This window comes from Agathobaculum butyriciproducens, from assembly GCA_003096535.1.
Lineage (GTDB): Bacteria > Bacillota > Clostridia > Oscillospirales > Butyricicoccaceae > Agathobaculum > Agathobaculum butyriciproducens.
This window is the reverse complement of the sequence record QEKJ01000003.1, coordinates 151,479-164,052: the sequence shown is the minus strand read 5'-3', so window position 1 is coordinate 164,052 and position 12,574 is coordinate 151,479. Positions and strand designations below refer to the sequence as shown.

Here is a 12,574-nt window from a genome sequence, read left to right as displayed (position 1 = left end):
TGTCCCCTGTTCTATATGCGTATTTTTAGAAGTCGAGGTTTACCATAACGTCGGAAACATCCGGCTTCTCTGCGATCAGGCCCTGATCGTACATCCAGTCAATATTTTCCTGCCAGCACTGCTCGGTCTGAGAGAGGAACTTCGCGTCCTCGGTCTCCATGAGCGGCAGCAGCGTCTCACAGGACTTCTTCTCTACATCCGGGTCGAGTGCAAAGTTTGCCTCATCCTGATTGTCGAGCAGAACCTGCAGAACATCGTCGGTGTTGCTCTTGAAGTCCTCAAAGCCCTTGCTGCAAGCGCGCAGGAAGCCCTTCAGCGTATCGGAATTGTTCGCAATCATATCATCGCTTGCGAGGAAAATACCTTCGTAATACTTCGGCACACCGTAATCATCCGGGAAGAAGTAATTGACCTCGAAGCCTTCCTTCTCCATCTGCGGTACCTCGTGGTTGACCAGACAGCCGATGGTTGCATCGACGTTGCCGGTGGTCATCGAGCTCATCAGGTCGAAGCCAACGTCAACCATGTTCACGCTGTTCGGATCGGCACCGTTGGACTGCATGATGCTGCGGACCAGTGCCTCGGAAAGCTCGGTGCCCGCGTAGCCGACAGTCTTGCCCTCCAGATCCTTCGGCGTAGTGATGTTCTTGTCCTTGAGCGACAGGATGATGTTCAGCGGACCCTGAACCACTGCACCGATGGACTTAATCGGCACATCCTGCTCAGCACGAGCCTGAATGACATCCTGCTGATAATACAGACCAATGTCTGCCTTGCCGGCGGCAACCATGCTCATGGCATCGTTTACGCCTGCCGGAGACTGGATATCCACATCCAGGCCTTCCTCTGCGAAGTAACCCTTCTCCTGCGCTTCGTACAGGAATGCATGCAGGGCATTCGGATACCAGTCGAGCACAACGGTCAGGTGCTGCAGATCATCGCTGCCGCTTTTTGCCGCATCAGACTGTGCGGCGTTCTGTGCGCCGCAGCCGGTCAGCAGCATGGTGCCTGCTGCCAGAAGTGCAAGAATACGCTTTTTCATATATGATTTTCTCCTTATGTTAGAACAAAAATTTCGCTTTTTCTTAAAATTGTGTTATCAAGGTTATAAGCTGCTGCGCCAGGTGATAATTTTCTTTTCCAGCCAGCTTACAATGCCTACTGCGATCATCGCAACCACGCTCAGCAGTACGATCGGTGCAAACACGCCGGCGCCGTCCAGCTGCGTCATCATGCGGCGGCTGAAATAGCCGAGACCCGCCTGTGCGCCCAGCCACTCGCCGATCGCAGCTCCGATGATCGACATCGGGATCGCCATTTTGAGCGCCGAGAAAAAGTACGGCAGCGCTGCCGGAATCTTCAGCTTGAGGAAAATTTCCTTCTTGCCTGCGCCGAAGGTCTTGAGCATATCGACCATATCGGTCTTCGCCGAGCGGAAGCCGTCAAATACGGTCATCGCGATCGGGAAGAACGTGATGAGCACGGTGACGAGCACCTTGCTCCAGATCGTGTAGCCGAACCAGAGCACAAACAGCGGCGCAAGTGCGGTTGTCGGAATGGTCTGTGAAGCGACGATGAGCGGGTACAGCATTTTCTCCGCCGACGGACTCGCGTCCATTACGATGGCGAGCAGCAGACCGAGCGCGATCGAGATCGCAAGGCCGACTCCGGTACACAGCATGGTGGCCGGCAGATGTGCGGTGAACAGCGGTTTGCGCAGCTCCCACAGGCGCACAAGCACCTGTGTCGGCGACGGCAGAATGTAGGCCGCATTCATGCCCATGGCTATGCACTGCCAGACGATGAGCAGCGCGAACATAAAGATCAGTGCGGGCAGATTTGCATTCTTTTTCATGCCTGCACCTCTTTTCTGAGCAGAGAAATCAGATTTTCTCTCAACTCAAGCATCTTCGGGTCGGTCAGGCACGCACGCGTGCGCGGATACGGTGCAGGCACCTCAAACGAGTGCAGCTTGCGGATTGGTGTATCCTCCACGACCAGAACACGGCCGGACAGGAAAATAGCCTCCTCTACATCGTGAGTGATGAACAGGACGGTCTTGCTGTCCTGCTCCCATTGGTCGAGCAACCACTCCTGCATAGTGATGCGCGTGAGAAAGTCGAGCGCGGAAAAAGGTTCATCGAGCAGCAGCAGTTCCGAGCCGGTCAGCAGCGTACGCGCGAATGCCGCACGCTGACGCATGCCGCCGGAAAGCTCCTCCGGGCGCTTGTCGCCCCAGCCAGCCAAACCGACGTGCTCGAGCGTTTCCGCTGCACGCTTGTCCATCTCCGCGCGGGAAATGCCGCCGCGAATCTCCATCGGCAGACGCAGGTTTTCGTTCACCGTGCGCCACGGAAACAGCAGGTCGCGCTGCGGCATGTAGCCGCAGTAGCCGCGCCGTCCGTCAATGCTCTTGCCGTCTACCAGAATCTCGCCGCTCCTGCGCGGCAGAAGCTGGTTGGTCAGGCGGAAAATCGTGGATTTGCCGCAGCCGGACGGCCCGATGACCGACACAAATTCTCCCTTCTCAAGATGGAAGGACAGACCGTCAATGATGTTAAAATCCTCACTGTCGTACTGAAAAACGACGCTCTGAAACTCCAGCATAGCTTACATCGCCTCGTTCCAGGCCATGTCCCAGAACATGCTCTCGTAGCGCGAGCACGCGACGAAAATATCGGTCAGACGCGCAAGCTGCGACTCGGTATAGCCCTCACTCAGACGCTCCATATAAGCGACCAGCTTGCGGTTTTCTGCCGCATAGTCCTCGGATGCGTAGCCCTGCACCCATTCACCGTAGAACTCATGCTGATCGGCGTTCGGGTAGTTGGCGACGATCCACTTGGCGATGTATTCATAGCTGAGTGCACACGAAAGCACAGCCGCCATAATCTCCGCCGGACCTTCCTCGGCTGCAACAGCGCGCATGTAGGATGTGTAAGACTCGTTATTCAGCGATGGCTTGACGCGCTCTGCGTCCTCCTCGGTGATGCCGAGACGGTTCATGTAGCCGCGGTGAATGTTCATCTCACCGCCGAGAATATTCGCCACCGAGGTTGCGAATACACGCATGATCTCGGGATCGCGGGACTTGACAACGCCCTGCGCGAACACCTTTGCGTAATCAAACAGGTAAACATAATCCTGCAGAAGATAAAAACGAAATTTTTGAATGTCGAGGCTGCCGTCGGCAATACCGTGGACAAACGGATGGTTCAAATAGCCTTCCCAGATGTCCTGCGTTGCGGCAAGCAGTCTTTCGGTGGTTTTGTTGTTCAAGGTGGTACCCCCAATGAAAGTATGTTGATGATTTTCCTAAGACTGACGGCAAAATTCTGCCGGCAGCATTTTTCTGCTTACAGAATCTGCAAACAGAGGTTCGTCGTCAGTTCGTCCGCATTCAGCAGACTTACTGCGTCGATCAGGCGCGTACGAAAGGAAGCGGTGCCCTCCATCTCTTTACGCACACGCGCCTCGGCTGTTTCTCCGCAATGCTTCATCACCTCCGATGCAGTGACTGCGGCTTCTAACAATATATCTGGATTCGCACCGCAGTACACGCCGGTCAGTGAGGTGAGCATACAGCCTGCGCCGGTAATCCGCCGCAGATACGCACTGCCGCCGCGTACCACTGCGGTACGGGTTCCATCGGTAATTACATCCATCGCGCCGGTGAGCATGACGACAGCTCCGGTCCGGCGGCTGAACGACCGCAGCCACGCTGCGGATTCCTGTAAATTGTCCTCGGTCACGCTGTCGAGCGCACTGGCTTCCACGCCGGTCTCCTGCTCGGCTCCTGCGGCGAGCGCCCGCACCTCGGATGCATTGCCGCGAATGACCGAAACAAGATTTTCGCTCAACAGGCGAGAACACATTTCACGCCGGAGCGTGCTGGCACCGGCGGCTACCGGATCGAGCACGACCGGACGGCCGTTGCGCTTTGCAATTTTGGCTGCACGCAGCATGGCCTCCTGTGCACGGACAGCGCCCATGTTGATTACAAGTGCCTGTGCGTGCGAGGTAATCTCCTCGACCTCACGCTCATCCTGCGCCATAATGGCCGTGCCGCCTGCCGCAAGGATGATATTCGCGCAGTCGTTGATGGTAACATTATTGGTGATGGAATGCACCATCGGTGTGCGGTTCTGCGTGTTTTCGAGAACGGCTTTAATAGTATCGATCAATGCTTAGCACCTTCCAGTGCGCTGAGAACATGCGTGCGCTTGAGGGCGCTCAGCACCAGAACCGAAATCGCCGCACCTACCGCAGTGGACACGAGGAAGGACGGCACAAAGGTGAACAGAGCTGCCTTGGTATTGCCCATCACGAATGCGGCAATCGGGTAGGAAGCCAGACCGCCGAGAATGCCGGTGCCGAATACCTCACCAACGTAAGCGACCGGCAGCTTCGGGCAGGCCTTGTAGGCCAGACCGCACAGCAGCGCACCAATCATCGAGCCGGGGAATGCCAGCAGACTTCCCAAGCCGAGCACATTGCGAATCAGTGCTGCTGCAAAGCCCATGCCGAGCGCGTACCACGGGCCCAGCAGAACGGCGCCGAGCACATTTACCATATGCTGCACCGGCGAGCACTTTGCGCCAAGCACCGGTATGGAAAACAGGCTGCCAACGACTGCAACTGCGACGAGAACGCCTGCAATGGTCAGTTTACGGATAGAATTCTTTTTCATTGTCTTTCACTCCTCCGAAAAAATACGGCAAAAATGATTAAGCGGACCGCAGCCATGCCCCAGACCGGGTGCATGACGGATAGCGTCGGTGACGTACTCTTTAGACAGCTTTACCGCCTCGGGCACGCTGTGGCCAAGCGCCAGATTGGATGCGATCGCAGAGGACAGTGTGCAGCCCGTGCCGTGCGTGCTGGTGGTGTTGATCTGCTCAATCTCAATGCGGTGACAGGTCTCGCCGTCAAATAGTACATCCACCGCACCTGCGATGTTCTTGCCACCCTTGACGAGCACGTTCCTGCAGCCCTTGGCATAGATGCGGCGTGCTGCCTCCTCCATGTCCTCGGGCGTGCGGATTTCCATATCTGCCAGATACTGCGCCTCCGGTACGTTCGGAGTCAGCACCTCAGCAAACGGCAGCACGGTCTCAATAAGTGTGCCGACAGACGCCGGATCCATCAGTGGATCACCGTTTTTGGCGAACATCACCGGATCAATCACGATGTGCGCCGGCTTGTACTGTGCCAGCTTGCCGGCTACCGCCTTCATGCACTCCGGCGAGGACAGCATGCCGATTTTAACCGCATCCGGCACGATGTCTTCAAACACCGCGTCAATCTGCTCCTCGATCATCCGGGGACTGATGTCCTGAATGTCGATCACGCGTGCGGTGTTTTCCGCTACGACTGATACGATAACGCTCATGCCGAACACGCCGTGTGCCGCCATGGTTTTCAGATCGGCCTGTACACCTGCACCACCGGAGCAGTCCGAACCGGCAATGGTAAGCACTGTTTTCATTCCTGTTCCCTCCAATTTTATCATCGCTGCCGGGAAAATAAAAAACGCCTCGTTTTCACCCTGCGGCAAAACCGAAGCACTCAATCCCAGCAATGCGACAGCTTCCCTACAATGGCATTAACCAACAGGTTCAAAAGGTTGGGTTTCTCGCCCTCTCAGCCGCTCATCACAGCACCCTTGCTTGTCTTTTATATAATATCAGTATAAGCCGTGTAAAATGCATTTGTCAAGTATAGAATCTTGCTGTATCTGATACGCCGTTAAAAAATAAACAAATTTTTATTTATCAATACTGCCGGATTTGCAGGTGTTGCCCAAATTGCATTTTTCGTCTCCTGTCCGGTTGACAAACGGCAAAAAGAGGTCTATTATACGAATTGTTCAGCAGCCAAATGCTTTGAACAGGACATGACGTATCCGTATCACCGCTCACAGAAAGCCGTCGGTCGTGCAAGACGGCAGCAAGGCACGGGTTCGCTATCCCCTGCGAGCAGCTTCGATCAAAGGCAATGCCGAGTAGTCGAGGCCGGATATCCACCGTTAACAGGAAAAGCCCTCCGGAAGAATGCGGTACCGGGCGGCAATGAGAGGTCGGCAGCGTACTGTCGGCAAGCAAAGTGGTAACGCGGAAGTAAATACAGCAATAATGTATATGCCTTCGTCTTTGCAGGATCATCTTCGTGATCCTCCTGCATGGACGAAGGCTTTTTTGCGTACCTTTGGCTGCGGAATCGCAAATCATTTCAAGAAAGAGACGAAAAAACATGAACACACTTGTAATTGTGCTGATCGCGGCTGTTGTTCTGTTCGGCGCGTACGTTTTCTACGGACGCTGGCTGGCGAACAAATGGGGTATCGACCCGAAAGCCAAGACGCCTGCCGTTGAATTTAATGACGGCAAGGACTTTGTACCGACCAACGGCTGGACGGTATTCAGTCACCAGTTCTCCTCCATCGCGGGCGCAGGCCCTGTAACCGGCGCAATTCAGGCTGCGGCGTTCGGCTGGCTGCCGGTACTGCTGTGGGTGCTGATCGGCGGCGTATTCTTCGGCGCGGTAGCCGACTTCGGCGCACTGTACGCTTCGGTTAAGAACAAGGGCAAGTCGATGGGTATGCTGATTGAGAAGTACATCGGCAAAACCGGCCGCAAGCTGTTCCTGATTTTCTCGTGGATCTTCTGCTGCATCGTTGTTGCGGCATTCGCAGATATGGTTGCGGGCACATTCAACGCCTACACTGTCACTGACGCAGGCGTTACCGAGCTGGCTGCTGCCGCAACCACCAACGGTGCGGCAGGCATGATCTCCATCATGTTTATGGTATTCGCGGTTGTGCTCGGCCTTATCCAGAAAAAGTTTAACCTGACCGGCTGGAAGGAAGCCGTTGTCGGCATTGTGTGCATCGTTGCCTCCTTTGCAATCGGCATGAACTGCCCGCTTATCTTCGGCAAGGCAGCATGGAGCTATATCACCTTCGTTTATATCTTCTTCGCCGCTGTCCTTCCGATGTGGCTGCTCAAGCAGCCGCGCGACTACATGACCACCTTCATGTTCATCTGCATGATCGCAGGCGCAGTTGTCGGTCTGGTTGTTGCACATCCGACTATGAACCTGCCGGTATTCACCGGTTTTACCAATGAGAAGCTCGGTACGATGTTCCCGATCCTGTTTGTAACCGTTGCATGCGGTGCGGTTTCCGGTTTCCACAGCCTGGTTTCCTCGGGTACGTCCTCCAAGACCATCGAGAACGAAAAGGACATGCCCAAGGTTGGCTATGGCGCAATGGTGCTGGAAAGCCTGCTGGCTGTTCTGGCACTGTGCGTTGCCGGTGCTGCTGCAGCAGCTGACGGTACGCCGGCAGCGGGCACGCCGTTCCAGGTATTCAGCAGCGGTGTCGCAGGCTTCTTCGAGATGTTCGGCGTTCCGGTTTATGTTGCCACTGCATTTATGACCATGTGTGTTTCCGCACTGGCGCTGACCAGTCTGGACGCGGTTGCGCGTATCGGCCGCATGAGCTTTCAGGAGCTGTTCTCCGTCGATGACATGGAGCATGCCGAGGGCTGGCGCAAGCTGTTCTGCAACGTATATTTCTCCACGGTTATCACGCTGGCATTTGGTTTCCTGCTCACCAAGATCGGCTACGCCAATATCTGGCCGCTGTTCGGTTCTGCCAACCAGCTGCTGAGCGCTCTGGTGCTCATCACGCTCTGCGTATTCCTCAAGGTTACCGGCCGCAGCAACAAGATGATCTTCCCGCCGCTGATCATCATGCTGTGTGTTACCTTCACCGCGCTGGTGCAGCGTTTCCTCGCTATGGTAAAGGCGATCTCTGCTGCCGCCTCAACGGCTATTCCGGCCGGTGAGACCACTTGGGGCGCGGTATTCATCGCAAACGGTCTGCAGCTTATCCTTGCGGTACTGCTGATCGTGCTCGGTCTGACGATCGTTATCCACTCGTTCAAGAGCTATGCCAAGAGCGAGAGAAACAGCGAGAACGCGTAAAGCTGATTTCTCCATATAACAAAAACGGCTTCGAAAAACCGAAGCCGCAAGACTATCGAAAAACCCGGTTGCAGCCTAATCGCAACCGGGTTTCTTGATAGGAAAAATTCACGGAGTAATAATTACGGATTACTCATTCCTGATTATTCTTAAAGCTGTTCGCGGATCAGTGCACCCATCTCGGAGGTGGACAGTACCTTCTCACCCTTTGCGGCGATGTCCGCGGTGCGGTGACCTGCGTTGAGGACATTCTCAACAGCGGTTTCGATGGCGTCTGCCTCGGCCTTGAGGCCGAACGAGTAGCGCAGCATCATCGCGCACGACAGGATGGTCGCGATCGGGTTCGCGATGCCCTTGCCCGCGATGTCCGGCGCGGAGCCGTGGATGGGCTCGTACATACCCTTGCCGCTCTCGTTCATGGAGGCGGACGGCAGCATACCGATGGAGCCGGTGATCATGGAAGCCTCATCGGACAGAATATCGCCGAACAGGTTGCCGGTTACGATAACATCGAACTGACCCGGATTGCGGACAAGCTGCATCGCGCAGTTGTCAACGTACATATCGGTGTACTCGACCTCCGGGTACTCGTCCTTGATGCGGTGCATGGTTTCGCGCCATACGCGGCTGGTTTCGAGCACGTTTGCCTTGTCTACCGAGCAGACCTTCTTATTGCGCTTCATCGCCATCTCAAAAGCACGGCGGCCGATGCGCTCTACCTCATAAACCGAGTAGTTCATGTCGTCCGCGCCGGTCTCGCCCCAGCCCTTGTCGCTCTCGCGGCGGTAGTGCTTGCCGAAGTAAACGTCGCCGGTCAGCTCACGGCAAACGAGAATGTCGAAGCCGTCACCAATAATCTCAGGCTTGATCGGGCACGCATCCGCAAGTGCCTTGTGCATCTGCGCCGGGCGCAGGTTGACGAACAGACCCAGTGCGGCGCGCAGACCGAGCAGTGCCTTCTCCGGGCGCTTTGCGCTCGGAACATCGTCCCACTTCGGGCCGCCTACCGCGCCGAGCAGCACGGAATCCGCATTCTTGCAGATCTCGATGGTCTCATCGGTCAGCGGGATGCCGTTCTTGTCGATCGAGCAGCCGCCTGCGAGGACCTCCTGGAAATTGAACTTGTGGCCGAACTTCTCGCCGACCTTATCGAGCACGAGCATAGCCTCGGATACGATCTCCGGGCCGATGCCGTCACCCTTGACAACAGCAATATTGTATTCCATGGGATTATGCCTCTCTCTCCTTGAGCGACTTGAGCAGGCCGCCCGCCTTGATGATGTTCTGGATAAACGGCGGGAATGCAGCTGCCTGCCAGCTCTCGCCCTTGGTAACGTCGGTGATCACGCCGGTGTCGAAGTCTACTTCTACCTCGTCGCCTGCATCAATGCCGTTCGCCGCTGCCTCGCACTCGAGGATCGGCAGACCGATGTTGATGGCGTTGCGGTAGAAGATACGCGCGAACGAGGACGCGATAACGCAGGAAACGCCGTTCTCACGGAGAACAAGCGGTGCGTGCTCACGGGAGGAGCCGCAGCCGAAGTTGCGGGTCGCGACAACGATGTCGCCCGGGTGCATATTCTTGACGAAATCCGCGTCGATGTCCTCCATTGCGTGGGTGGACAGCTCCTTCGGGTCTGCGATATTCAGATAACGTGCGGGGATGATAACGTCGGTATCGACATTATCGCCGTACTTGAAAACCTTGCCTTTTGCGTTCATGGTATGTGTTTCCTCCCTTACTTCAGGTCGTCCGGTGCGCAGATATAGCCTGCTACCGCACTTGCGGCAGCGACGGCCGGGCTTGCCAGATAAATTTCCGAGGTGATATGACCCATACGGCCGACAAAGTTGCGGTTGGTGGTGGAAACCGCCTTCTCGCCGTGCGCCAGGATACCCATATGACCGCCGAGGCACGGGCCGCAGGTCGGCGTGGAAACGATAGCGCCAGCCTGAATGAAGATCTTGGTCAGACCCTCCTCAATGCACTGCAGGTAAACTTCCTGTGTTGCGGGGATGATGATGGTGCGCACATTCGGATTTACCTTGCGGCCCTTGAGGATTTCGGCTGCAACGCGCATATCGTCGATGCGGCCGTTGGTGCAAGAACCGATGACCGACTGCTGAACCTCAATATGGCCGAGGTCGTCAATGGTCTTGGTGTTCTCCGGCAGGTGCGGGCACGCGATGGTCGGACGGAGTGCAGACAGGTCGATCTCGATGGTCTGCTCGTACTCGGCGTCAGCGTCGGCCTCGAATGCGGTAACCTCGCGGTTTACGCGGCCCTTGATGTAATTCATCGTCTTGTCGTCTACCGGGAAGATGCCGTTCTTCGCACCGGCCTCGATGGCCATGTTGCAGATGGTGAAGCGGTCGTCCATGGACAGCGCGTGTGCGCCCTCGCCAACGAACTCCATCGACTTGTACAGCGCGCCGTCCACGCCGATCTTGCCGATGATGTGCAGGATAACGTCCTTGCCGGATACCCACGGGCTCAGCTTGCCGGTGAGCACAAACTTGATGGCGCTCGGCACCTTGAACCATGCCTTGCCGGTCGCCATGCCCGCCGCGAGGTCGGTAGAACCGACGCCGGTCGAGAATGCGCCCAGTGCACCGTAGGTGCAGGTGTGGCTGTCCGCGCCGATGATAAGCTCACCGGGAGCGGTCAGACCTTTTTCCGGCAGCAGCGCGTGCTCGATACCCATTGCGCCAACGTCGAAGAAGTTTACGATGTTGTACTTCTTGGAGAACTCGCGGCACTCGAGGCACTGCTCAGCGGACTTAATATCCTTGTTCGGTGCAAAGTGGTCCATTACGAGTGCGATCTTGGTGTTGTCGAACACCTTATCGAAGCCCGCCTTCTCCATCTCTCGGATGGCAACCGGACCGGTGATATCGTTTGCCAGCGTGAGATCTACGTTTGCCTCGATCAGCTGACCTGCCGTTACGCTTTCCAGACCCGCATGCTTTGCGAGGATCTTCTGCGTCATTGTCATACCCATAACAGCGTTCCTCCTGCTGAATTAGTCGTTAAAATACTTGTTAATGCCGTTGATGTACGCCTTGATGGACGCCTCCATAACGTCAACCGATACGCCGCGGCCGGTAACAACCTCGTTGCTGCCGTCTACGCGGATCTTGACAATAGCTTCGCTCTGTGCGTCCTCGCCGTCGGTCAGTGCGCGCAGCGAGTAGTCCTCCAGAACGATTTCCTTGCCGATGATCTTGTCGATTGCATGGAACGATGCGTTGATCGGGCCGTCGGAAGCGGCAGCGCGCTCAAACATCTCGTCGCCCTTCTTGACGCGGATAACAGCGGTAGAGGTAATGGTGTTGCCAGAGTTGATGACAAAGCGGTCGAGCGTGTAGCGCTCCTCGCCGGAAACCGGAACAGCACCGATCAGACCCTCGAGGTCGCGGTCCTTGATGACCTTCTTCTTGTCAGCCAGAATCTTGAACTTCTCGAATGCCTTCTCGAGCTTCTCGTGATCGAGCGTGTAGCCCAGCTCATGCAGGCGCTCCTCGAACGCATGGCGGCCGGAATGCTTGCCGAGCACGATGGCGTTCTTCGGGATGCCGACGGATTCCGGAGTCATGATCTCGTAGGTTTCCTTGTTGGCCATCACGCCGTGCTGGTGGATGCCCGCCTCGTGTGCGAACGCATTTGCACCGACGATCGGCTTGGTCGGTGCAACAGCAACGCCGGTAATGGTCTGGATCATGCGGCTTGCGCGGTAGATCTGGGTGGTTTCGATGTTGCAGCCGATGCCGAAGTGGTCGGCACGGGTCTTGAGCGCCATAACGCACTCCTCCATCGAGGCGTTGCCTGCGCGCTCGCCGATGCCGTTGATGGTGCACTCGATCTGGTCAATACCGGCTTCAACGCCTGCCAGAGAGTTTGCAACTGCCATGCCGAGGTCGTTGTGCATGTGGCAGGACAGGATTACGTTCTCGATACCCTCGGTGTGCTCACGCAGATACTTGATGCGGGATGCGTACTCCTGCGGAATCATGTAGCCGACGGTATCCGGAATGTTGATGGTAGTAGCACCGGCCTTGATGGCGGTTTCCACAACGCGGCACAGGAAGTCGAGGTCGGAGCGGGTTGCGTCCTCAGCGGAGAACTCGATGTCCGAGCAGAACTTCTTAGCGAAGGCTACGTTGTGCGCTACGGATTCCAGCACCTCATCCGGTGTCATCTTCAGCTTGTACTCCATGTGTACCGGGCTGGTTGCCAGGAAGGTGTGAATGCGGGCAGACTCTGCACGGCGGATGGAGTTCCATGCCGCCTCGATGTCCTGCTCACGGCAGCGCGCCAGCGAGCAGATGGTAGCGCCGCGCACGGTATCAGCGATTGCTGCGATAGCAGCAGCATCGCCGGGAGAAGCAGCCGCAAAGCCTGCTTCAATGATATCTACCTTGAGGGCTTCGAGCTGCTTTGCAACCTCGATCTTCTCATTCAGGTTCATGCTGCAGCCGGGAGACTGCTCACCGTCACGCAGCGTCGTATCAAAAATCTTAACTGTTCTTCCCATGGTATCTTGTCCTCTCCTATTCAGAATTTTACCGGGTTTACAGGGACAAA

Annotated in this window: 12 protein-coding genes; 1 reads left to right on the top strand and 11 read right to left on the bottom strand. The window is 56.3% G+C overall.

All coding sequences use genetic code 11. The annotated features are described in order from the left end of the window. Window positions 1-25: 25 nt before the first annotated feature. The 7 genes from C7386_RS04635 to thiD form a co-directional block, all read right to left on the bottom strand. Window positions 26-1,042 (bottom strand): ABC transporter substrate-binding protein, encoded by a 1,017-nt coding sequence (locus C7386_RS04635; RefSeq protein ID WP_110436807.1) that lies wholly within the window; start codon window positions 1,040-1,042, stop codon window positions 26-28. A 63-nt stretch (window positions 1,043-1,105) separates the two neighbouring features. Next, on the bottom strand, window positions 1,106-1,855 hold the full coding sequence (locus C7386_RS04630; protein ID WP_110436808.1) for an ABC transporter permease: 750 nt from the start codon (window positions 1,853-1,855) through the stop codon (window positions 1,106-1,108). After that, the gene (locus C7386_RS04625) at window positions 1,852-2,607 is read right to left on the bottom strand and encodes an ABC transporter ATP-binding protein (RefSeq protein ID WP_110436809.1); all 756 of its coding nucleotides are present in this window, start codon (window positions 2,605-2,607) and stop codon (window positions 1,852-1,854) included. The genes C7386_RS04630 and C7386_RS04625 overlap by 4 nt, the downstream gene beginning before the upstream one ends. A 3-nt stretch (window positions 2,608-2,610) precedes the next feature. Then, on the bottom strand, window positions 2,611-3,279 hold the full coding sequence (gene tenA, locus C7386_RS04620; protein WP_110436810.1) for a thiaminase II: 669 nt from the start codon (window positions 3,277-3,279) through the stop codon (window positions 2,611-2,613). A gap of 77 nt (window positions 3,280-3,356) precedes the next feature. Further along, window positions 3,357-4,184, bottom strand: a complete 828-nt coding sequence (thiM, locus tag C7386_RS04615; protein ID WP_252197081.1) for a hydroxyethylthiazole kinase — start codon at window positions 4,182-4,184, stop codon at window positions 3,357-3,359. After that, complete coding sequence (thiW, locus tag C7386_RS04610; RefSeq protein ID WP_116704920.1) at window positions 4,181-4,690, bottom strand: energy coupling factor transporter S component ThiW; 510 nt, start codon at window positions 4,688-4,690, stop codon at window positions 4,181-4,183. The genes thiM and thiW overlap by 4 nt, the downstream gene beginning before the upstream one ends. 6 nt (window positions 4,691-4,696) lie before the next feature. Further along, window positions 4,697-5,488, bottom strand: coding sequence for a bifunctional hydroxymethylpyrimidine kinase/phosphomethylpyrimidine kinase (thiD, locus tag C7386_RS04605; RefSeq protein WP_116704919.1), 792 nt, complete (start codon window positions 5,486-5,488; stop codon window positions 4,697-4,699). A gap of 764 nt (window positions 5,489-6,252) precedes the next feature. Between thiD and C7386_RS04600 the strand changes: the two genes are divergently transcribed. After that, on the top strand, window positions 6,253-7,989 hold the full coding sequence (locus C7386_RS04600; RefSeq protein ID WP_110436811.1) for a carbon starvation CstA family protein: 1,737 nt from the start codon (window positions 6,253-6,255) through the stop codon (window positions 7,987-7,989). Between the two features lie 149 nt (window positions 7,990-8,138). On the opposite strand, the gene leuB is transcribed toward C7386_RS04600, so the two are convergent. From leuB to C7386_RS04580, 4 genes are read right to left on the bottom strand one after another with little or no spacing between them, the layout of a single operon-like run. Beyond that, window positions 8,139-9,215, bottom strand: coding sequence for a 3-isopropylmalate dehydrogenase (gene leuB / locus C7386_RS04595; RefSeq protein WP_110436812.1), 1,077 nt, complete (start codon window positions 9,213-9,215; stop codon window positions 8,139-8,141). Window positions 9,216-9,219: 4 nt separating this feature from the next. Further along, window positions 9,220-9,711 carry a 3-isopropylmalate dehydratase small subunit gene (gene leuD, locus C7386_RS04590; protein WP_110436813.1) on the bottom strand — a complete coding sequence of 164 codons (492 nt, stop codon included), beginning with the start codon at window positions 9,709-9,711 and terminating at the stop codon, window positions 9,220-9,222. Window positions 9,712-9,728: 17 nt separating this feature from the next. Beyond that, entirely contained in the window at window positions 9,729-10,991 is a 1,263-nt protein-coding gene (gene leuC / locus C7386_RS04585; protein ID WP_181967635.1) for a 3-isopropylmalate dehydratase large subunit, read from the bottom strand. A gap of 21 nt (window positions 10,992-11,012) precedes the next feature. After that, the gene (locus C7386_RS04580) at window positions 11,013-12,524 is read right to left on the bottom strand and encodes a 2-isopropylmalate synthase (protein WP_110436814.1); all 1,512 of its coding nucleotides are present in this window, start codon (window positions 12,522-12,524) and stop codon (window positions 11,013-11,015) included. Between the last annotated feature and the right edge of the window lie 50 nt (window positions 12,525-12,574).